At 74.4% G+C, this 20,873-nt stretch carries 13 protein-coding genes and 1 tRNA gene; 6 read left to right on the top strand and 8 right to left on the bottom strand.

Annotated features, from left to right (window positions below; translation table 11 throughout):
- The first annotated feature begins 94 nt into the window (after nt 1-94).
- Nucleotides 95-508 (top strand): spore wall synthesis regulator SsgD, encoded by a 414-nt coding sequence (gene ssgD, locus J7W19_RS27000; RefSeq protein WP_004945939.1) that lies wholly within the window; start codon nt 95-97, stop codon nt 506-508.
- Between the two features lie 134 nt (nt 509-642).
- Here the strand turns inward: ssgD and J7W19_RS26995 are convergent, their stop codons facing one another.
- Both J7W19_RS26995 and J7W19_RS26990 read right to left on the bottom strand, forming a co-directional pair.
- Nucleotides 643-1,143, bottom strand: a complete 501-nt coding sequence (locus tag J7W19_RS26995; protein ID WP_004945942.1) for an inorganic diphosphatase — start codon at nt 1,141-1,143, stop codon at nt 643-645.
- A 502-nt stretch (nt 1,144-1,645) separates the two neighbouring features.
- On the bottom strand, nt 1,646-2,869 hold the full coding sequence (locus tag J7W19_RS26990) for a DMT family transporter (RefSeq protein ID WP_004942120.1): 1,224 nt from the start codon (nt 2,867-2,869) through the stop codon (nt 1,646-1,648).
- Nucleotides 2,870-3,279: 410 nt separating this feature from the next.
- On the opposite strand from J7W19_RS26990, the gene J7W19_RS26985 reads away from it, so the two are divergent.
- From J7W19_RS26985 to J7W19_RS26970, 4 genes are all read left to right on the top strand, one after another.
- Nucleotides 3,280-4,815 (top strand): flavin monoamine oxidase family protein, encoded by a 1,536-nt coding sequence (locus J7W19_RS26985; RefSeq protein WP_158688752.1) that lies wholly within the window; start codon nt 3,280-3,282, stop codon nt 4,813-4,815.
- Entirely contained in the window at nt 4,812-8,366 is a 3,555-nt protein-coding gene (locus J7W19_RS26980) for a ferritin-like domain-containing protein (protein ID WP_004942123.1), read from the top strand. The genes J7W19_RS26985 and J7W19_RS26980 overlap by 4 nt, the downstream gene beginning before the upstream one ends.
- Nucleotides 8,363-9,991, top strand: coding sequence for an FAD-dependent monooxygenase (locus J7W19_RS26975; RefSeq protein WP_004942124.1), 1,629 nt, complete (start codon nt 8,363-8,365; stop codon nt 9,989-9,991). Before J7W19_RS26980 ends, J7W19_RS26975 begins: the two co-directional genes overlap by 4 nt.
- Nucleotides 9,992-10,447: 456 nt before the next feature.
- The gene (locus J7W19_RS26970) at nt 10,448-11,677 is read left to right on the top strand and encodes a cytochrome P450 (protein ID WP_004942127.1); all 1,230 of its coding nucleotides are present in this window, start codon (nt 10,448-10,450) and stop codon (nt 11,675-11,677) included.
- A 47-nt stretch (nt 11,678-11,724) separates the two neighbouring features.
- Here J7W19_RS26970 and J7W19_RS26965 read toward each other — a convergent pair whose 3' ends face one another.
- From J7W19_RS26965 to J7W19_RS26945, 5 genes are all read right to left on the bottom strand, one after another.
- The gene (locus J7W19_RS26965; RefSeq protein ID WP_004942128.1) at nt 11,725-13,290 is read right to left on the bottom strand and encodes an FAD-dependent oxidoreductase; all 1,566 of its coding nucleotides are present in this window, start codon (nt 13,288-13,290) and stop codon (nt 11,725-11,727) included.
- 183 nt (nt 13,291-13,473) lie between these two features.
- Nucleotides 13,474-14,478 carry an HNH endonuclease gene (locus J7W19_RS26960; protein WP_004942130.1) on the bottom strand — a complete coding sequence of 335 codons (1,005 nt, stop codon included), beginning with the start codon at nt 14,476-14,478 and terminating at the stop codon, nt 13,474-13,476.
- Nucleotides 14,479-14,587: 109 nt separating this feature from the next.
- Entirely contained in the window at nt 14,588-14,914 is a 327-nt protein-coding gene (locus tag J7W19_RS26955; RefSeq protein WP_004942132.1) for a putative quinol monooxygenase, read from the bottom strand.
- A 154-nt stretch (nt 14,915-15,068) separates the two neighbouring features.
- A tRNA-Leu gene (locus tag J7W19_RS26950) sits at nt 15,069-15,153 on the bottom strand.
- A 362-nt stretch (nt 15,154-15,515) separates the two neighbouring features.
- Nucleotides 15,516-17,069, bottom strand: a complete 1,554-nt coding sequence (locus J7W19_RS26945) for an aldehyde dehydrogenase family protein (protein WP_004942134.1) — start codon at nt 17,067-17,069, stop codon at nt 15,516-15,518.
- A gap of 331 nt (nt 17,070-17,400) precedes the next feature.
- Between J7W19_RS26945 and fdhD the strand changes: the two genes are divergently transcribed.
- Nucleotides 17,401-18,234 carry a formate dehydrogenase accessory sulfurtransferase FdhD gene (fdhD, locus tag J7W19_RS26940; protein ID WP_004942136.1) on the top strand — a complete coding sequence of 278 codons (834 nt, stop codon included), beginning with the start codon at nt 17,401-17,403 and terminating at the stop codon, nt 18,232-18,234.
- A gap of 48 nt (nt 18,235-18,282) precedes the next feature.
- Here the strand turns inward: fdhD and J7W19_RS26935 are convergent, their stop codons facing one another.
- Nucleotides 18,283-20,799, bottom strand: coding sequence for a GTPase-associated protein 1-related protein (locus tag J7W19_RS26935; RefSeq protein ID WP_004942138.1), 2,517 nt, complete (start codon nt 20,797-20,799; stop codon nt 18,283-18,285).
- Between the last annotated feature and the right edge of the window lie 74 nt (nt 20,800-20,873).

Below are 20,873 nucleotides of genomic sequence, written 5' to 3'. Positions count from 1 at the left end.
ATCAAGCACTGAGTCCTGCGATCCGCCGTCTCACCCTGCGGAGTGCCACGGCCCCCACCATCGGGAAGACCAACCAACCGCAAGGGAGAAGGCGTTGCCCACCGTCATCGACCAGGCCGTCCAGGCCCGACTCATCGCGTCCTCCCCGCAGACCCGTTCCGTCCCCGCCCAGCTCCGGTACCGGCGCGCCGACCCCTTCGCGGTGCGCATCGCCTTCCCGGCGGCCGCCTCGCTCGACGGCGCCGAGGTCGAGTGGGCGTTCGCGCGCGAACTGCTGGCCGGCGGACTGCTGTCCCCGTCGGGCGGCGGCGACGTCCGGGTCTGGCCGTGCGGGCCGGAGCGGACGGTCCTGGAGTTCCACGCGCCGGAGGGCGTGGCCATGGTGCAGATCGACACCGCCGAACTGCGCGGATTTCTGGCGCGTTCGTACGCGCTGGTGCCGGTGGGTGGCGAGGCCGGGTGCCTCGACGTCGACGGGGGCGTCGAGGCGCTGCTGCGTCAGCTCTGAATACCGACCGGTCGGATTGGCGTGGGGGATGGTGGGGGAGGGGGCTTCGACCGCCGGCCGTTCGGTGGTGCGGTGGTGTGCGGTGGTGCGGTGATTCGGTGGTGCGGAGCGGCCGGCGGTGCGATCCGTGGCTCCTACCGGGTCGGCCCTTCCGACGCGTTCCCGGCGCGGGCGCGGGAGGCGAGGATCTCCGCCTCGGCCGCCGCGCGGTCGGCCCAGCAGGCGTTCTCGACGGACTTGCCCGGTTCGAGTTCCTTGTAGACCTCGAAGAAGTGCTGGATCTCCAGCCGGTCGTACTCGGGGAGGTGCCGCAGGTCGCGCAGGTGCTCGTGGCGGGGGTCGGCGGCCGGTACGCACAGCACCTTGTCGTCCTCGCCCTGTTCGTCCCGCATCCGGAACATGCCGATCGCCCGGCAGCGGATCACCACCCCGGGGAAGGTGGGGTCCCCGGCCAGGACGAGAGCGTCCAGCGGCTGCCCGTCGGCACCCAGGGTGCCGTCCACATAGCCGTAGTCGGCGGGGTACCAGGTGGACGTGAACAGCAGCCGGTCCAGCCGGATGCGCCCGAGCCGGTGGTCCATCTCGTACTTGTTGCGGCTGCCTTGCGGGATCTCCACGACGACGTCGAAGTCCACGGGCGCTCCTCGGTAGACGGCGGCGCGCGTCGGCTCTGACGCGGCCGGCACCCATGGTGGCGCCGCGAACGTACGGGCACCACGGTGCGGTTCCGGCCCGTGGAGGGCCGGCTTCCGTGGCGCGGGGTGGCGGTGCGGTGTCGGCGCGGGGACATGGCGGGCTGAACCGGCGGGAGTCGCCCGCGCGCGGGCCGGTGCTTCAACCGGGGTGGCCTGCCTGCCTGTCGCGTCGGCCGTGTGTGGCTTCCCAGCTGCGGCGGCGGGCCGTGGAAACCGCCGTCATCGCGTACGGATCCGCGCGGGCCGGTACGGATCCGCGCGGGCCTGGTCGGAACCGTCGCGGCTCGCCCGGGGCCGCCTCAGTCCGTTCCGGCCCGCGCCGGCCTGGTCGGAGCTGCCCCAGGCCATCCGGAACCGCCTCAGCCCGCCCGGGACCACCCTGGCCCGTTCGGCTCCCCCTGAGCCCGCCCGGGATGAGCATCGCAGCCCATCCGGCACCGCCTCAGCCCGTCCGGGACCGCTGTCGCGCCGACGGCGAGACCAGGCACCGTCGGCCGGAGCGGGTGACGGGCCCCCGGGCCGGCCCGGGAAGCGACCCGGGCGGCGCGGACGTCGACCCGGGCGGCGTGGACGAAGAACCGGACCCCGACCCGGCCGTAGGCGCAGACGCCGCCCCGGACGCCTCCCCGTCCGGCGGCACGCACGGACCGTACGCGCCGGGACCGGGACCGGCCCCCGTGCCGTCGGGCAGCGGTGGCCACGCCGGTGCCCGCCCCTCCCGCTGCCGGCCGACGAGACCCGCCGACGGCGCCTCCTCCCCGGCCGCACCAGAAACCTCCGCCGCCTCTGCCCCCGCCGCACCGGACACCTCCACCGCCTCCGCCCCCGCCGCACCGGACACCTCCACCGCGCCCCGGAACGTCAGGATGACCACCCCCGCCGCCGCGGCGGCGCCCGCCAGGCCGGCGAGCACCCCGCCCGTCAGGCCGTGGCGGAACGCTTCGTCCAGGCAGCAGATCCCCACGGCCGCGGCCACCACGGGGTTGACGACGGTGACGGTGGCCAGCGGGGCGGCGAGGCCCGCGCCGCGGTAGGACGCCTGGGAGAGCACCATGCCGGCCGAGGCGAGGACCGCCGTGATGGCGAGCGTCGGGAGGAGCGCCTCCGTCCGGTGCCCGGTGACGTCCTCGGCCGCGGCCTTGGTGAAGACCGAGCCCATGCCGAAGGCGACACCCGCCGCCGTGGCCAGGAGGACGCCGCGGACGACGGGCCGTCGCGCCCGGCGGGCGACGAGGGCCGTGAGGGCCACGGCGGCGCCCATCCCGGCGGCGAGCAGCGGACGTTCACCGGCGGGCAGGGATTCCGTGCCGGGCGGCCCGGTGAGCGCGAGCAGGCCGGCGAGGCCGCCGGTGGCCAGCAGCGCCCCGCGGTAGCCGGCGGCGCCGACGGGCCGGTGCGCGAAGACGGCGGCCATGGGCAGCGCGAAGACGATCGTGAGCGCCCCCATCGGCTGCACCAGGCTGAGCGGTCCCCAGGCGAGCGCCAGGACGTGCAGCCCGGCGCCCAGGCCGGTCAGGGCCACGGCGCCCCACCAGGCTCCGCTGCGCAGCGGCCCGCGGATCCCCTCGCCGGCCGTCGCGGCGACCCGCTCCTGCACGATGGCCGCCGCCGCGTAGCAGACGGCGGACACCAGGCAGAGCAGTACCGAGAGCGCGAGGAGGCTCACGGGGTGCCCCTGTGGTCCGTACCGTCGTCCTTCATACCTTCCACGATGCCGCGCCCCGCGCGGTGCGTCCTCGTCCCTGGGAACGGGGTTCTCCGTACTCCCGATGGAGTACGACCCGGGGGTGGGGCTGCCGTGGAGCTCACAGCGGGCCGGGCGGTCCTTCCGTCGCGCGGCGGGCGAGCGCTCCGCGTGATCCGTGTTCCGCAACGGCCTGGGGTCCCGCTTACCCCGGGCGCGTAATTCCTCTACGCCTCCGGCCTGCCGACCTGCCGCAATGCTCACAAGTCCGCCCTGTCCGGAAAAACCGCTGTGCGACTCGCGATCCCGTGGCGTCTTTAGGAACCACAAAATGGAAATAGGTCACATTTGCGGGGGGAACCACGATGTCCGGCACGCCTGAAGTTTGGCATGTGCACACATTCGACGAGGGTGTCGGCGGGAGCGGGGGCGGGCGACCACGCGTCCTGGTGCTGGGAGCCGGGGTGGCGGGGCTCACCACCGCCTACGAGCTGGAACGCCGCGGTTTCCACGTCGAGGTGATCGAGGGCGACACCCGTATCGGCGGGCGCGTCCTCACCCACCGCTTCGGCACCGGGCCGGACGCGCCGACGGTCGAACTGGGCGCCATGCGCATTCCGGCGCACCACCGCCTCACCCTCGAATACATCGACCGGATGGGGCTCACGGGAAATCTGCGCAGGTTCACCACGCTCCTCTCCGAGGAGAACGCCTTCCTGCGCGTTCCCACGGGTTTCGTCCGGGTCCGGGACGCCTCCGGGCCACTGTGCGAGACCTTCCGCGCCGAACTCGCGCTGCGCGGCGGCGACCGCCGGTACGCCGCCCCGGCCATCGCCTTCGGCGCCTGGCTGACCGCCGTCGTCGACGCCACCGCCCCGCCCGAGCTGCGCGCGGCGCTCCGCGACGACCTGCACCGCCAGCTCCTCGACCTCGTCGCCCGCCTCGACCTGGCCCCCCACCTGCGCGGTCCGGCGCGCGACCGGATCGACCTGCACTCCCTGTTCTCCGCCCACCCGGAGATCCGCACCGGGTGCAGCGGACGCCTCAACAGTTTCCTGGACGACATCCTCACGGAGACCAGCCCCGCCCTCCTCCGGCTGCACGGCGGCATGGACCAGCTGCCGCGCCGGCTCGCCGGCCGGCTCAAGGGCCGCCTCTCCTGCGGGCGTCGGGTCGTCGGCATCGACGTCCGGGACGACGGCGTGCTCGTCCGTGTCCGCGCCGGGGCGCGCACCACGGTGGAACAGGCCGACTTCGTCGTCTGCACCCTGCCCTTCCCGGCACTCCGGCGGGTCCGGCTCAGCGGCGTGGACGACGACAAGCGCGCCGTGCTCGAGGACGTCGTCTACTGCCCTGCGACCAAGGTGGCGCTCCACTGCCGGGAGCCCTTCTGGCGGGAGGAGGGCATCCGGGGCGGCGCGTCGTTCACCGGGGGGCTGATACGCCAGACCTACTACCCGGCGGCGGACGACCGCGCGGAGGACGCGGTCGGCGACTCCCCCGGCAACGGCGCCGCGCTGCTCGCCAGTTACACCATCGGCGACGAGGCCGAGCGGATCGGCCGGCTGCCGGCCCGCCGGCGGCACCGGCTCGTCCTCGACGAACTCGCCGCCGCCCACCCCCGGCTCCGGCGGCCCGGCATGGTGCTGGGCTCGGCGAGCGCCGTCTGGGGGCAGTCGCGGTGGAGCGGCGGCTGCGCCACCCGCTGGGGCAGGTCGGCGGCCGAGTGCGAGATGGAACGGCTGCGCGCGGCCCGCCCGGCCGGCCGGCTGTTCTTCGCGGGCGAGCACTGCTCCACGGCGCCCGCCTGGATCGAGGGCGCCATCGAGTCCGCGCTGCACGCCGTCCACCAGGTCGTCCACTACGCGCCGCCGGCCCGCGTCATCGGCGTATCCGGCCGCCGGGGGCGCGCGGGGGCCCTGCGGTGAGCGTCTTCGACCTGCCCCGCCTGCACTTCGCCGGCGTCGCCACCACCCGGCTGCCCACCGGGCCGCGCAACGGCCTGGTGGACATGGCGGGTCCGCGCACCCTCGTCGACGACGGACCGGAGCCCGTCCCGTTCCCCGCCGACCGGCCGGCCGCCGAGTACCACGCCTGGCTGCGCCGCCGCGGACCCCGCTACGACCGCCGCGGACGCCCCTGCCCGGACGGCGATTTCAGCGTGGCGACGGGCTGGAACCTCGACGGGAACGGGCACTTCCTCTTCGACGCGCGCGTCACCGCCGTCCAGGGCCCGGACGGGCGGACGGACACCGAGGACCCCGTCGTCGGGCGTGCCGTGGACGTCTGGGGCCACTACAACCCCTACCTGCGCACCACCGTCAACCGCGCCCGCGTCTTCGACCTCGATCCCGCGTCGCGGTGGACGACGGCCCTGATGACCGGCCGGTTCGGCGTCGGCCGGCTGGGCCGCTCGCACGACGACGGCTACCTGTTCACCGGGGGCGTCACCGGCTTCCAGCCGCCGCGATGGGTGCAGTTCGGGCGGATCCTCGACGTCGGCGAGCACATCCTCGCCGAGCAGTTGCGGTACGCCGCCGTGCACCAGTTCGTGGTCGTCCGCGAGGAGGCGGAGTGGCCGCCCGGCGCGGTCCGCTCCCCCGTCGCGGAGGCGCTGCGGTCGGCGGTCGCGGGGGGCGGTGCGGACGGGCTCGTCGTCCGGTTCGCCCTGGACGGCATGAGCACCCCCGTCGTCCCCGACGCGCCTGTGCACTGGCGCGTCCGCGGCACGGTCGCCCCCTGGTACGCGCACGAAATGCGCACCTATCCGGCGGGGCGGCTGCTGGAACCCGTCCCCGGGAGCCCGTTGCGCCATCTCTCGCTGCGGCTGACGGACGATCTCGCGGTCCTGGACATGATCACCGCCGTTCCGGTCACGCATCGGGCGGAGGAGGCGGGTCCGGGTCCGCTGCACGCGCTCGGTCCCGCTCTGGACCTGGGCGACTTGGAGCTGTGGACGGCGTCGGGGACGCTCGTCGCCCGGCTGCCCGCCGGCGCGTACCCCTCGGACGCGACGTCGGGGCTCGTCACCGTGGACCGGGCCGATTCCCTGGCCCGGGCCGCAGGCTCTCCGGAGGCCGGGGACGAGCGGCTGTTCCTGACCCGGACGGCTCCCGGCGGGCGGCGGCGGGTGCTGCTGGCCGAGCGGGAGGCCGTCGTGCAGTCGGACGACGCGTTCGTGGTGCTCCACCACCGCGACCGCGCGCGCGGCGCCGACCACGCCGTCCCGGTGCGCCTGCGCTCGTTCGTCCGCGGGCGCCCGGCACCCGTGGAGGTGCGCGTCCGCCAGTACTACAACCCGCGCGCACTCCCCGCCGACCGCGTGGCGGGCACGCCGGGGGCGCGCTGCGCGGATGCTGTGGTGCTGGGGGTGCGGGCGGGGCGGGGCGAGGAGGCGGGTGGGGAACCGGGCGGGGAATCGGATGCCGGTCCGGGGGGCGGGTCGGGCAGAACGGATGGCAGCACAGGCAGCACGCCGAACGACCCGGTGGGCGGAACGGACAGCGGACCGGACGGCCGGACCGGCGAAACGGTCGGCGCACCGGGCGCCGTACCGCACGGCCCCGTCGGCGGCGCCCCCGCACCGGCCGGCCGAGCGCGCACCGCGAGCCCTGCACCCGCGCCCGCCCCCACGCCGTACACCCCGGAGTGCACCCTCACCACCAACGCCCAGGGCCACGCCCGCCTCCTCCTCCGCGGCGACCGCGCCGGCACCTGCCGCGTCCTGCTCTCGACCGGCCCCGCCGACACCCCGGGCACCGACCCCCGCGCCCCCGGCTCCGCCTGGACCGCCTACGACGACGCGGACGCGCTCCGCTTCTGGGCGGGCGCCGGCTCGCTGGCGGTCCGCGTCCTGCCCGACGACTGGCACCTGGACGCGGTCCCGCGCGAGGACGTGGACTTCGCCCTCCTCCACCGGGAGGTCTTCGCCTACTACGAGCAGGTGTCGACCTTCATGAAGTCCGAGGTGTTCAGCCTCGCCGACCGCTGCAAGGTCGAGACCTACGCCGAGTTGGCCTGGCAGATGTGCGACCCGCGCAACAAGGACCGCACGTACTACATGCCGCCCACCCGCGACCTCACCGACCCGAAGGCCCGGCTGCTCCTCGCCTACCTCCGCAACCAGCAGGCCGGGATCCGCCCGCCGCTCGCCGTTCCCGCGCCGCCGACCGCGCCGCCGCCGATCACCACCCGCGGCCGGCTGTGGGCCGTCCTCAAACAGGCGGCCACCCTCGAACTGGCCGTGATGCTCCAGTACTTGTACGCCGCATTCTCCCTGCCCACGCACGGCGCGGGCCGCGTCCTCGTGCGGCGCGGCCTGTGGACCCCGCGCCAGCTCGAACTCGTCTGCGGCCAGGGCGGGGCGACGCTGGACGACGGGATCCGCGGCGGCCTGCTGAACGTCGCCCGCGAGGAGATGATCCACTTCCTGCTGGTCAACAACATCATCATGGCGCTCGGCGAACCGTTCCACGTTCCGGTGATCGACTTCGGCACGCTCAACGGGCGGCTGCCCGTACCCCTCGACTTCGCCCTGGAAGGGCTGAGCATCGGCAGCGTCCAGCGGTACATCGCCGTCGAGCAGCCCGCCGGCCTCACCCCCGAACTGCGCCAGGAGGGCACTCCGCACGCCCCACCCGCGCCGCACCCCGGCGCCTGGGGATCGATCAGCGAGCTGTACGCGGCCATCCGGGAGGGCCTGCGGCGCGTCCCGGACCTGTTCCTGGTGGAGAAGGGCCGCGGCGGCGGCGAACACCACCTCTTCCTGCGGGAGTCCGTCAACACCGCCCACCCCGACTACCAACTGGAGGTCGACGACCTCGCCAGCGCCCTGTTCGCCGTCGACCTCATCACCGAACAGGGCGAGGGCGGTTCCGGCGCCGCTCCCCCGCCGGAGACCTCGCACTTCGAGACGTTCCTGCGGATCGGCGAACTGCTCACCACCGAACGCGCCCCCGGACCGCACGGCCGGCTGCTCCCCTGGGACCCCGCCTATCCCGTGCTGCGCAACCCCACCCTCGGCACCGGCGACGCGGCCAAGGACCCCGTCACCGACCTGGAGGCGCGCGCGGTCGCCCGGCTGTTCAACCAGGCGTACGAGCTGATGCTGCGCCTCATGGTCCAGCACTTCGGCGAGAGCGCCGACGGCAGTCTGCGCCGCTCCAAACTGATGAACGCCTCCATCGACGTCATGACGGGCATCATGCGCCCGCTGGCGGAACTGCTGGTCACGATGGACTCGGGCCGCCGCGGCCGGACGGCGGGGCCGACGTTCGAACTGGAGGCCGCGCCCGAGCCCGTCCCCCGCCCCGACGTCGCCCGCCGCGCCCTCGCCCTGCGCTTCGCCCACCTCGCCGCCGCGGCACGCGCCTGCCCCCGGGTGCCGGACCGGGTCAGCGACATGGCGGCCTTCTACGCCGACTTCTTCCGGGGCCTACCAGGAGCGACGGATCCGAAGAGGAGGGATCGCGAAGGATGACGACCACGCATGCCGACGGGGAAGGGAGCGGGGGCCGGAGCGCGCCCTTCGACACCGACGTCCTGATCGTCGGCGCCGGCCCGGTCGGGCTGGCGCTGGCCCTGGACCTGCGACACCGGGGCGTCCGCTTCCGGCTCCTGGACGCCTCCGACGGGCGGGTGGAGCACCCCAAGGTCGGTACGGTCGGGCCGCGTTCGATGGAGCTGTTCCGGCGCTGGGGCCTCGCGCACGCCATCCGGACGGCCGGCTGGCCCGGCGACCACCCGCTGGACGTGGCGTGGGTGACCGCGGTCGGCGGCCACGAGATCCACCGCCTGGCGTTCGGCACCTCCGACAGCCGGCCGCCGCTCCCCTGGACGCCGGAACCGGAGCAGGTCTGTCCGCAGCACCTGCTACTGCCGCTGCTCGCCCGCGCGGTCGGCGTCCATCCCGACGGACCGCTGCGGCACGGCCGGCGCCTCGACGGCCTCGTCCAGGACGCCACCGGCGTCACCGCCTCCGTCACCCGCCTCGCCGACGGCACCCGCCGCACCGTGCGGGCCCGTTGGCTGGTCGGCTGCGACGGCGCCACGTCGACCGTCCGCCGGCTCCTCGGTGTCGACGCACCCTCCCGCCACCCCGTCCGCATCTTCCGCAACATCCTCTTCCGCGCGCCGGAACTCGACGCACGGCTCGGTGACCGCCGGGCCCTCGTCTACTTCCTCACCCGACCCCCGGACCTGCGCTATCCGTTGCGGTCGATGGACGGCCACGGGCTGTACCGGCTGACCGCCACCGCCGAGACGGCGCGGCACCAGGATCCGATGGCGCTGCTGCGGTCCGCCGTCGCCGTGGACACCCCGCTGGAGGTGGTGTCCGAGCACGTGTGGCACCTGACCCACCGGATCGCCGACCGCTACCGCGTCGGCCGCGTGCTGCTCGCCGGGGACGCGGCGCACACCCTCCCGCCGGCGGGCGGTTTCGGCATGAACACCGGCATCGGCGACGCCGCCGACCTCGGCTGGAAGCTCGCCGCCGAGCTGGCCGGCTGGGCGGGGCCGGGACTGCTCGACGCGTACGCGACCGAACGCCGTCCGGTCGCGGAGCGCGGTCTGGCGGCGGCCGGAGCCAACCTGCGGCGCACGGTCGACCGCACGCTCCCCCAGGAGATCCTGCTGGACACCCCAGAGGGCGACCGGGCCCGTGCGGCACTGGCCCGGCGGCTGGGCAGCGAGGCCGTCCACACCGAATTCGACGCCCCCGACCTGCACTTCGGCCACCGCTACGCCTCCCCGCTGATCGTCACCGATCCGGACGGCGACGACGGGGACTGGCGCTCCGGCGCCCTGCCCGGCGCCCGCGCCCCGCACGCCTGGCTCAGCGGCGGAACGTCGACGCTCGACCTCTTCGGCACCGGCTTCCGCCTGCTGTGCTTCGCGGACGCCCCACCGCCGGACGCCCTCACCGACGCCTTCGCCCGCCGGAGCGTGCCACTCGCGGTCACCCACTGCCACGACCGGCTGGTGGCGCGGCTGTACGGCAGGCCGTACGTCCTGGTGCGCCCGGACGGCCACGTGGCCTGGCGCGCCGACGGCCCACCGCTGGACCCGGGGCTGCTGGTGGACACCGTACGGGGGGCACGGTGAGCGCGTGCCGAGAACGGCCGCTCGAAGGCACCTCGTTCGGCGGCCCGTCGTCCGGCGGCCCGTCGTCCAGTGGTCCGTCGTCCGGTGGCCCGTCATCCGGCGGCCCGTTACCGGGTGGACCAAGGGCGGGTAGTCCATCGCCGGCTCTGCCGACGACGGGTGGCACATCGCCACGCGGCCCGACGTCCGGTGATCCGTCACTGGGTGGCCCAAGATCGGGTGGCCCCACGCCGGCTGATCCGACGCCGGGTGCCACTTCACCGCGCGACCCGCCGTCCGGTGGTCTCCCACCGGGCAGCCCAAGACCGGACGGTCCAACGCCAACTGGTCCGACGCCGGGTGCCACCTCACCACGCGACCCGACGCCCAGTGGTCCGCCACCACACCCGCACACCCACCAAACCCGCCCCCTCACCAAACCCGCACACCCAACAGATCCGCACCTCGGAGGCACCCATGACACTCCTCGGCCCCTTCCGCCTCTCCGATGTGCACATCCCCGACCCGTACCCCCTCTACGAGCGCTACCGCGAGGACGACCCCGTGCACCGGGCCGACGACGGCTGGTACCTGTTCCGTCACGCCGACGTCACCGCCGTCCTCTCCGACCGCCGGTACGGCCGCGGCGGCCTGCCCGCGCCGCTGCCCGCCGGGTGCCCGCATCTGCGGCGGACGGCGTCGGACTGGATGGTCTTCATGGACCCGCCGCGGCACACCCGCGTCCGCGCGCTGGTCGCGAGGAGTTTCACGCCCCGCGTGGTCGAGCGGCTACGCCCCCGCGTCGACGAACTCGCGGGCCGGCTCGTCGCCGACCTGGCCGAGACGCTGGACGAGGACGGGCGGGCCGACCTGGTCGACCGGTTCGCCGCGCCCTTCCCACTCCTGGTGATCAGTGAACTCCTCGGGGTGCCGGCGGACGACCGGCCCTGGTTCCGGGCCCGGGCGGTCGACCTCCAGCAGGCCACCAACGCCCGCGCCGCCCGGCGGAGCGACGCCTACCGGGTGGCGGACACGGCGGCTCGCGAACTCGACGCGTACTTCCGTGCCCAACTGTCCCGGCGCCGCACCGCCGACCCGGCGGGGGTGGGAGACAAAGGGGACCTGATATCGGCCATGCTGCGGGCGGCCGAGGAGGAGCCGCTGGGCGACGACGTCCTCGTCGGCACCTGCGTCCACCTGCTCACGGCCGGCCACGAGACCACCACCAACCTCCTCTGCAAGGGCCTGCTCGCCCTGCTGGCCCACCCCTACCAGCTCGCGCTGCTGCGCGAGCGGCCGGAGTCGCTGCCGGGGGCGGTGGAGGAACTGGTCCGCTACGACGGCCCGGTCCAGCTGATCAGCCGCCGCGCGCACGAGGACGGCGAGATCGGGGGGCGGACCATCCGGCGGGGCGAGAAGGTGACCCTGGTCCTGGGTTCGGCCAACCGCGACCCGCGCCGCTTCCCGCACCCCGACCGGCTGGACGTCCTCCGCGACGCCCGCCGCCACTGCGGCTTCGGGCTGGGCGCCCACTACTGCCTCGGCGCCCCGCTGGCCCGCGTCGAGGCGGAGACCGGTCTCCGCCGGCTGCTGACCGGCCTGCCGGGGCTGCGGCTCGCGGCGGACGAGCCGGACGGCCCGGTGCGGTACGCGGACGACCTGGTCTTCCACGGACCGTCGAGGATGGTGGTGCGCGCGGACCGCTGAGTCCCTCGGCCCTCAGTCCTCGGCACTCGGTCCTCAGTCCTCAGTCCTCAGCCGAACCACCGTTCCAGGTAGGCGGCCGGCGCGCGCCGGTCGCCGACGGCCGCGCGGAGGCCCACGTACCCGTCCGGGCGGACGAGCAGGAGCGTCCCGGCGGGCACCGCACCGGCCGCACCGGCCTCGGGGCGGACCCGGAACACCTCGAACGCCGCGCGGTACCGCTCCGGCAGCCCCGGCGGCTCCGCGCTCCGCCCCTCGCCGTCCCCGCTCTCGTCCCCGCCCTCGAAGACGAGCAGCGTCCACCTGCGGTAGGAGAGCAGTTCGTGGAGGCGCCGCCGGCGGCCGTCGTGGTCGCGGACGGCCAGGTCCGGCAGCCGGTCGCCGGCGCGCAGCGGCCCCCGGCCGGCGGTGTCGGCGGAGAGGGCGCTGGGCCGGTGGTGCCGGGCGAAGTCGCTCATCATCAGCCGCGTCCGCCGTTCGGCCCACCGGCTGCCGATGACCACCGGCGCGGCGAGGCTCAGGGCGGCGAGCGTCAGCGGGCCGGGCGGGAGTTCGATGATGTTGTGGCGCATGTCCCGCATCACGCCGGCGGCCGTGCGGCGCTGCTCGTCGGAGTAGGTGTCGAGCAACTCCTCGCGGCAGCGCCCCTGGTGGACGGCCGCGAGCTTCCAGCCGAGGTTGTGGGCCGCGCACAGCCCGGCGTTGAGGCCGTGTCCGCCGATGGGCGCCCACAGGTGGGCGCTGTCGCCGGCGAGCAGGGCGGCGCCGTGGCGGAGCGAGGCGGCGAGGCGGTCGTGGAAGCGGGCCCGGTTGATCCAGGGCGGGTCCGTCGGCACCAGCCGGACGTCGGGGTCGCCGGTGGCGCGGGCGACGAGCGCCCGCATCTCCTCGACGCCGGGCGGTTCCTCGCTGCGCGGCGCGGGGTCGTCCCGGAAGGCGAAGAACCGGCTCGCTCCACCGGGCAGCGGGCTGACGATGAGGGAGACGCCCCGCTGGATGAAGATCTGGGTGAGGTCGCGGTCCAGCGGGAAGCGCCAGTCGGGCTTGGCGTTGATCTGCACGGCCTGGAGGCCGGTCCGGCGCTCGCCCTCGAAGGGAATGCCCAGGGTCTTGCGCACGACGCTGTGCGCCCCTTCGCACCCCACGATCCACCGGCACGCGACCGTGCGCCCCCGCCCGTCCGGCCCCCGCAGGTCGGCCTCGGCGCCGTCCGCCCCGACCCGCACCGCCACGGCCTCGGTGCCCCAGCCGACGTCCTCCCCCAGCGCCCGCAGCCGGCCGCGGAGCAGCCGCTCGGTGGTGTCCTGCTCGATGGCGAGCGGACACGGGAAGGCCGTCCCCGGCATGGCCAGGTCGTACTCCCCGCACAGCCGCCCCCGCACCCGGAACGACCCGCGCCGCACCACCACACCCGCCCTGACCAGGTCCTCGGCACACCCGAGGTCCCGCAGCGCCTCAAGGGCCCGCTGCCAGATGACGCACGCCCGGGCCTCGCGCTTCGTACTCGGCTCCTTCTCGACGACGAGCACGTCCAGCCCGTACCGCCGCAGCGCGATCGCCAGGGCCAGCCCCGTGGGCCCGGCACCGACGACCACGACGTCCCGAACCTCCACCACGCCGCCCCGCCCTCCCCGACGCCACCGCTTCGCCCCAATCGTGCGGGAACCCCCACCCCGCCTTCAATGGCGCCTCTCTCCCGATCTTCCCGAAAGATCCCCTATTCCCCCGTAACAACCGGAACCACCCTGTCCGTTCAAGGGATTCGACGGCCTGGCACGGGCCCCGCTCCACGAGTTCCCTCAGCAGCACACCGTCTGGACGGCTCGCAGGAACTCCGGCCACCCGCCGCCTCCGGCCGCCGCGAGAGTCAACTCCAGCGTCTTCTTCAGAGGATGCGGGGAGCCCATGATCGCTTCATTGCGCCGGGCGAGCCCGGCCAGTTCGGCGGCGGTGGGCAGCCGGTCGCTCTTGGCGCCGTTGCAGCGCGGGTGCGCCGGCGCCAGGTTCCAGATCACGTCGAGATCGGGCCCCGACCACGCGGAGGCCCCGCCGAACCGCCGCATCAGGGCGTACGGGAACACATGGTCCACGGCCATCCCGTCCCCCGGCACGATGCCGTCCCCGCAGATGAGGCACCGGCCGTGCTGGAACCCGATCAGGGCGTCCCCGACCCGGGCCACCGACCGGCGCCTGCGCCGGTCGGTGAGGGTCAGCGTGCCCCAGTCCACGCGGACGCCGTCGCTCATCAGGCTGCGCCCGACCGCCGCCGAGAAGGAACTCTCGACGATGCTCCACCGCGCCTCCAGCTCCGCGCGCAGGACGCAAGCTTGCCCATCCCGCGCCAGCCGCCGGAGCTGCGGGGTCAGCCGGACGACACGCCCGGCCCCGCGGCCGGTCAGCTCGTAGAAACGATGCGGCACTTCGGTACCGCCCCGCAGATTGTGGAACTTCCGCATGACCATTCCCGGCATGGTCCGGACGGCGGCGTCCAGCAGAGCCTCCGTGGGCCGGCCGAGCCTCCTCGACTCCTCCCCTTCCCGCGCGGCGACGGCCAGGAAGTCGGCGTCCCCTCCGGACGTCCCGGCCGGGGCCTGGGGCGCGTCGGCACGCCGGCCGACGACGCCCATCGCGTACGCCGCCGCGACGTCCCGGAGCGGAGCGGCGTCCTCGCCCCGCTCGGCACAGGCGAGGAGCGCGGAACCGAGCGCGAACTTGTACGTGCGCGTGTTCGCGCCCATCAGAATCGCGAGCCGCCAGGCGGCACCCTCCGACGGTTCGGTCCGGTAAAACGATTCGGCCGTCATCCCCACCCCTCCTGGCACCGTGCGGCGCGCCTCCGCACGGTACCCAAAGACACCGAGGCCCCGCCCGCCCTCTACGTGAGGGCGAACGGGGCCTCGGCCGTCGGGCGGGTCAGCCGCGCGGCGACAGCTCCGCCATCGCCGACCAGCCCTCGGACGGCACCTCGACGTTGACGATCTCGGGGGTCTTGGCGATCAGGTCGGGCATCCAGGACATCGCCTTCTTGAAGTGCTCCGAGTTCACGTGCACCTCGCCGGCCGCGCCGTCCTTGAACGCCTCGACCAGCACGAACTGGTTCGGGTCCTCGACGCTCCGCGACCACTCGAAGAACAGGTTGCCCGGCTCCCGCCGGGTGCCCTGGGTGAAGTCCTCGACGAGACCGAGCCACTCGTCGCTCCGCTCCGGACGAATCGTGAACTTGACGACGATGAAGATCATGAACTGCTCCTGCGGTTGCGGGATCGAATCAGGGCTTTCACCCCGGATGTCCGATTATGCCGCCCAGGTGCCCGCAGAAGATCACCGGGGTCCGACCCGTCGGCGAACCGCCGGACAAACAAAAGAACCCCAGCTCAGCTGGGGTTCTCATATGTGTCCGAGGGGGGACTTGAACCCCCACGCCCGATAAAGGGCACTAGCACCTCAAGCTAGCGCGTCTGCCATTCCGCCACCCGGACTAGGTGTTGTCTCCTCGGGGCGTTCCCCGCGGCGACATGGATAACTCTATCAAGGTTTCGGAGCGCCTTTGACCAGGGCTTTTGGGCTGCCCATAAAGGGTGTTTATGGGCATACCCGGCGTCTTCGGTGTCGCTCGGGGAAAGAGGACCCCCGGTCGGCGGGGTTTCCGCCGTCGGGGGAGGTCAGGGCCGGGCGGTGGGCGGGGTGCCGCCGGGCCGCCCAGGGGTGCGCGCGGGGTACGGGCGCGTGGAGCACGTGCGCCTCACGGGTCACGTCAGGCGTCGCGTCTCACGGGTCACGTCACGCCTTGCGTCTCGCGGGTAGCGGTAGGCGTGCGGCCACGGCGGTCCCGTCGGCCGCGTCAGGGCATCAGGTGGTAGTCCGGGAAGTTGCCCGGCAGGCGTTCCTCCGCTGACGGACCCTGCGTCACCGCCTTGACCAGCAGCTCCCCGCCCACGAAGGCGCCCCGCCAGGACGCGCCGAAACCGCCGAACAGTTCGTCGCGGTCACCGCGCGAGCGCGGCTTCCCGTGGCCGACCTTGAAGGCCCTGATCTGCGGGGCGAGGCGGCCGAAGGTCTCGGGGTCGTCGCAGGAGAGGGTCGCGACCAGGGCGCCGTTGCTGGCGTTCATGGCGGCGAGCAGTTCCGCTTCGGTATCCACGAGGACGATGGTGTCCACAGGACCGAAGGGTTCCGCGTGGTGCAGGGGCGACGACGGGGGCGGGTTGAGCAGGGTGACGGGTGGGACGTACGCGCTCCGGTCCTGGCCCGCCAGGAAGCGTCCGTCCGCCAGGGAGCCCTGGTGCAGCGGGACGGCACCCCGGTCGATCGCCTCGGCCACCTGGTCGGTGAGCTCCTTCGCCTTGGCCGCGTTGATCAGCGGGCCGAAGTCCAGGTCCGGAAGATCGTCCGCGGGCCACTCCGTGGCCAGCGGATGCCCGAAGCGCACGGACCGTACCGCCGGCAGGTACACGGCGAGGAAGTCCGCGAACGCCGAGCGCTGCACCACGAAGCGGGGGTAGGCCGTGCACCGCTGCTTCCCGTAGTCGAAGGACTTGCGGATCTGCGGGGCGAAGGTGTCCCAGTCACTGAAGTTCCAGATGCCCCAGGTGTTAAGGCCCTCCTGCTCCAAAATATGGCGTTTGCCCAGGTTGGCGACGGCGGTCGCGACCCGGGCGCCGGTGTCCCGCCCGCCGACGAACGAGACGCAGCCGATCTCCGGCGCCCGGACGAGCGCCTCTGACAGCTCGCCGCCGCTGCCACTGACGAGGGTCAGCGGCAGGCCCTCGCGCACGGCGAGAGCGCAGGCCAGCGTCAGGCAGGACAGGCCGCCGTCGGTCGGGGTCTTCGCGATCACCGCGTTGCCCGCCAGCGCCTGGACGAGCATGGCGTGGACGAGCACGCTCATCGGGTAGTTCCAGCTGGCGATGTTCGACACCGGACCGGCGAGCGGGACGCGGCCCGCGGTCATCCCGGCGATGCCGTCCACGTACCAGCGCACCCCGTCGATCGCGCGGTCCACATCGGCCCGCGCGAGCCGCCAGGGCTTGCCGATCTCCCAGACCAGGAGCAGGGCGAGGAGGTCGCGGTGCTCCTCCAGGGCGTCCAGCGCGGCGCTCACCCTGGCCCTGCGATCGGCCAGTGGCACTTCGCGCCAGGCGCGGTGTTGATCGAGCGCGGCGCGTACGGCCCGGTGGGCGGCCTCGGCGTCGAGGCGCGGGGGCCCGGCGACGGGGGTGCCGTCGACCGGGGTGACGGCGGGCAGTGGACGGCCGTCCGCGTGCCAGGCGCCGTTCCAGAGGTTGAGGACGCGGTCGTCCCGGAACGCCTCGGGGGCCGTGTCCAGGCAGCGCCGCCAGGCGGTGTCCCATTCGGCGCCGGGGCGCAGGACGAGGGTGTTGAGGGTCGGTGCCATGAGGTTTCTCCGCTCTCGGTGCACAGTCGGGGCGGGGAACAGCACGTTGCCTACCGAACGGTAGCCTCCTGTCCGGGCCGGCGGCAGGGTGCCTCGTACGCGATGAGGCCCATGTCACGTACGACCGCCGGTAAGGGGTGGGGGGGTTGCGGGAGGGGTCGCCGCCGCCCCCGCCCGTTCGCCCGGCTCCCGGTTCCTGGCCCCCTGCCCCCGGCCCCCGGCCCCCGGCCCCCGGCCCCCGGCCCAACCGTCGGACCCGACTCCCCGTCCGTCACCGGCTCCGGCGAGAATGAGCCGTCCGCCGCCGCCGACAGCAACGGAACCGATCAGCATGGGACGGGTCACCGCACGCCGCCGCGTCATCCGCATCCGGGACGGGGCGGTGAACACGCGCCCCGACACGCTGGTGGCGGAGGAGCCGCTGGAGATCCGGGTCAACGGCAAACCGCTGGCGATCACCATGCGCACGCCGGGCGACGACTTCGCGCTGGCGGCCGGGTTCCTGGTCAGCGAGGGGGTGCTCGGACGGGCCGAGGACCTGGCGAACATCGTCTACTGCGCGGGGGCCAAGGACGACGGCTCCAACACCTACAACGTCGTCGACGTCCGGCTCGCTCCCGGCGTGCCCGTCCCCGATGTGAGCCTGGAACGCAACGTCTACACCACGTCGTCGTGCGGACTGTGCGGCAAGGCCAGCCTGGACGCGGTACGGACCACGGCCCGTTGGCCGGTTTCGGACGGCCCGGAGCCCGTCCGCCTCTCGCCCGCGCTGCTGGCCACCCTCCCCGATCGGCTGCGGGCGTCCCAGACGGTCTTCGACCGCACCGGCGGCTTGCACGGGGCGGCCCTCTTCACCGCGGAGGGCGAACTCCTGGACGTACGCGAGGACGTCGGACGGCACAACGCGGTCGACAAGCTCGTCGGCAGGGCGCTGCGCGAGGGGTCCCTGCCCCTGTCCGGCACCGTGCTGCTGGTCTCCGGGCGGGCCTCCTTCGAGCTGGCGCAGAAGGCGGCCATGGCGGGGATCCCCGTCCTGGCCGCCGTGTCGGCGCCCTCGTCCCTGGCCGTCGACCTGGCGGTGGAGACGGGGATGACCCTGGTGGGGTTCCTGCGCGGGTCGTCGATGAATGTCTACGCGGGCGAGGAGCGCATTGTGATGCCGTGACGGGCGCTTTTCGCGCCTTTGCGGCCGGGCGCGGGCGGCCCGGCAAGCTCAGTCCGGTCGCGCCCGCGCCCCCGCCGTCCGGCACAGGGACCCGAGCCTGCCGAGCACCCCGGGGCGCCTGTTCCAGTCGAGGAACATCTCGCCCCAGGCGCCGTCCTGTTCACTCAGGAACCACTGGACTTCGTCCAACTCCTCTCGGGTCATCCGGCGGACGGCGGGGCGCAGCACGGTGACCAGCAGATCGTTCCGGAGGTCGTCCCAGAGATCGCTCTCGCCGGCCTCGGCGTTCCAGGCCATGAAGCACACGCCCGCGAACTCGGGTGAGCGGCGGAGGACCAGGTCCGCCAGTCCGCTACGGGCCATGCGGGCGTAGGCGGTGAGCAGTTCCTCGTCGCCGGAGCGGACGAGCGCGGACAGCTCGTCGTGGCACGGCTCGCCGGAGAGCAGTCTGCGGAGGAGGGCGCCGCACACCCGCTCGTCGATGGCCGGTTCCAGCGGCGCCGCCTGCTCGCGGAGGGCGAGGACCCTGGCGGCGAAGCCCGGCTGTTCCTCTCCGTCGGCGAGGGCTCCCGCCTGGTCGAGGAGGAGGAGCGCGGCGCGCCGGCGGGGGTCGAGCCGCTGACCGCACCGCAGGATCAGGGTCCGGGCGACGGCGGGCGCGTGCTCGTCGTCCGGGCCGCTCTCCAGCGCGGACCGGACGAGCACGTCGTCGAGGCCCGCGGCGCGGTGCCGCTCGGCGGGCAGCCGGGACAGCAGCGCGGCGGCCTCGGCGGCGGTGGGCCGGGCGCTGCCCCAGATCAGCCGGTAGGCGGTGCGCAGGACGGCCGGGTCGGAGCCGTGGCGGCGCCCGGCCGCCCGGGTGAGCGCGGTGAGGAGGTCGGTGCGGTCCTGGTCGGGCGGGAGCGGCCGGCCCGCCACGGCCGCCGCCATGCGCAGGTGGGGGTGGTCCACCAACCGCTCTTTCGGGAAGCCGGTGGTGAGGAGGCGGACGACGGACGACGGGTCGCCGGTGGCCGCGGTGCGCTCCAGGGCGTCGAGGACCGCCGCCGTCAGTCCCGGGCGTCCGGTGACCGCCGCCCACACCCGTTCGCGGTCCTGCTGGGCGTCACCGAGCAGGGCGGCGCTCAGGCGGGCGGTGAGTACGGGGGTGTGGTCGACGCGCAGGGCCTCCGCGAGGCGGAGGAGGGACAGCACCTGTTCGAGGGGTTCGCCGGGGGCGGCGCGGTCGAGCTCCGCGCGCAGGTCGCGTCTGAGCCGCTCGCCCGCGGGGTGGTCCGTCAAGGGGCCGAAGTCATCGGCGAGTTCGGCGAGGGCGGCCCATTCCGCCGAGGTGCGGGGGGTGCCGCCCCGGGCCAGGGCGGTGAGCACCGCGTTCGGAACCGCTCCGCCCGGGCCGTCCGTTCTGTCCGCCCTCTCCACTCCGTCCGCTCTGTCCATGCGGTCGTCCGCGGGTTGCCGCCCGTTCCGCCCGGGCCGGACCTGCTGACCGTGGTGGCCGTGCTGACGGGCCCAGCGGGCGGCGGCCGCCCGTCCCGCCGAGTCGAGGGCGATCCCTTCGCGGAGCGCGACGGCGGCGAGCCGACCGGCGTCGTGCGTGGTGTCGCGGTCACCGGCGGCGCGGAGCCGGGCGGCCTCCGTGAACAGCGCGGGCTTGCCCGCCAGGAGCACCCGGGCGGCGACGACGGCCCAGGGGTCGGGTTCGTCCCGGACGGGGCTGGACTGGCCGCCCGCGCAGTCGTGGACGCGGTAGCGCCGGTCGGCCGCGACGTGGGCGTAGTCGAAGTCGGACCCGGGGAGGGCGCCGACGATCTGGTGCCGGGCGAGCAGTGGCCGACGGGTGTAGGTGGTGAAGGTGAGCCGGTGGGCGTGCTCACGCGGGAGTACGGCGCTGGCGACGGCGATCCAGTGCGCGATGCGGGTCGTGTCCCGTTCGATCACGAGGAGTTGAGGCGAGTCGGGACTGCGGAACAGGGAGCGGACGTCCGTGAGAAAGGGTTCCAGTCGCTCGGCACGGGCGGTGACGAACTCCAGCAGTCCCTCCTTGCCGATGCGGCGGGCCGGAGCGAAGGCCGCCAAGGGGACGGGGACTCCGTCGTCCGGAGTGGTCTCGGCCCAGGAGGGGGACTCCCACGCCTCGATGGGCAACAGGCCGCCGGGCAAGGGCCCGTCCTGTGTCAACCGGACCGCGTGGGCGTGGAAGGCGTGGCGCCGGCCGCGGAGGTAGGTGCCGGTACACACGGTGCGGCAGAGCAGCCGGGTGCCGTCGGAGAGGCGATTGTGGCTGAAGACGACGGGGAGGTCCACGAGTTCGCCGGTGCCCGCGGGGGAGCCGGAGGGAGCGGTGGGGGTGGGGCTGGTGGCGGTGGGGTTGCAGGCGGTCGGGTCGGTGGAGCCGGCGGGGAATGCGCGGGCCGGGCCGGACGCGGGAGCGGTGTCCGGCGGCTCGTAGGTGAGCAGGGGCTCGGTCTCCCCGAGCAGGAGAGCGGGCAGGTCGGGGCTGGCGGCGGTGAAGCGGGGGCCCGAGGCCGCGGACGAGCAGGAGTAGTGCAGTTGCTGCAGGGTCACTCGGGCTCCTTTCGCGGTGCTGGGATTCGGCATGTCATACGCCGACGGCTGCGCACGGGGCGGGAGTTTCGCGC

Origin of the sequence: Streptomyces mobaraensis NBRC 13819 = DSM 40847 (assembly GCF_017916255.1) — a bacterium.
Classification (GTDB): domain Bacteria; phylum Actinomycetota; class Actinomycetes; order Streptomycetales; family Streptomycetaceae; genus Streptomyces; species Streptomyces mobaraensis.
Note: the sequence above shows the minus strand (reverse complement) of the source record. Positions and strands in the feature narration are given on the sequence as shown.

Excerpts from the sequence above, each read along its gene's own strand:
- J7W19_RS26975 (WP_004942124.1), top strand. The coding sequence starts at position 8,363 with ATGACGACCACGCATGCCGACGGGGAAGGGAGCGGGGGCCGGAGCGCG.
- J7W19_RS26970 (WP_004942127.1), top strand. The coding sequence starts at position 10,448 with ATGACACTCCTCGGCCCCTTCCGCCTCTCCGATGTGCACATCCCCGAC.
- J7W19_RS26960 (WP_004942130.1), bottom strand. The coding sequence starts at position 14,478 with ATGACGGCCGAATCGTTTTACCGGACCGAACCGTCGGAGGGTGCCGCC.
- J7W19_RS26955 (WP_004942132.1), bottom strand. The coding sequence starts at position 14,914 with ATGATCTTCATCGTCGTCAAGTTCACGATTCGTCCGGAGCGGAGCGAC.
- J7W19_RS26945 (WP_004942134.1), bottom strand. The coding sequence starts at position 17,069 with ATGGCACCGACCCTCAACACCCTCGTCCTGCGCCCCGGCGCCGAATGG.
- fdhD (WP_004942136.1), top strand. The coding sequence starts at position 17,401 with ATGGGACGGGTCACCGCACGCCGCCGCGTCATCCGCATCCGGGACGGG.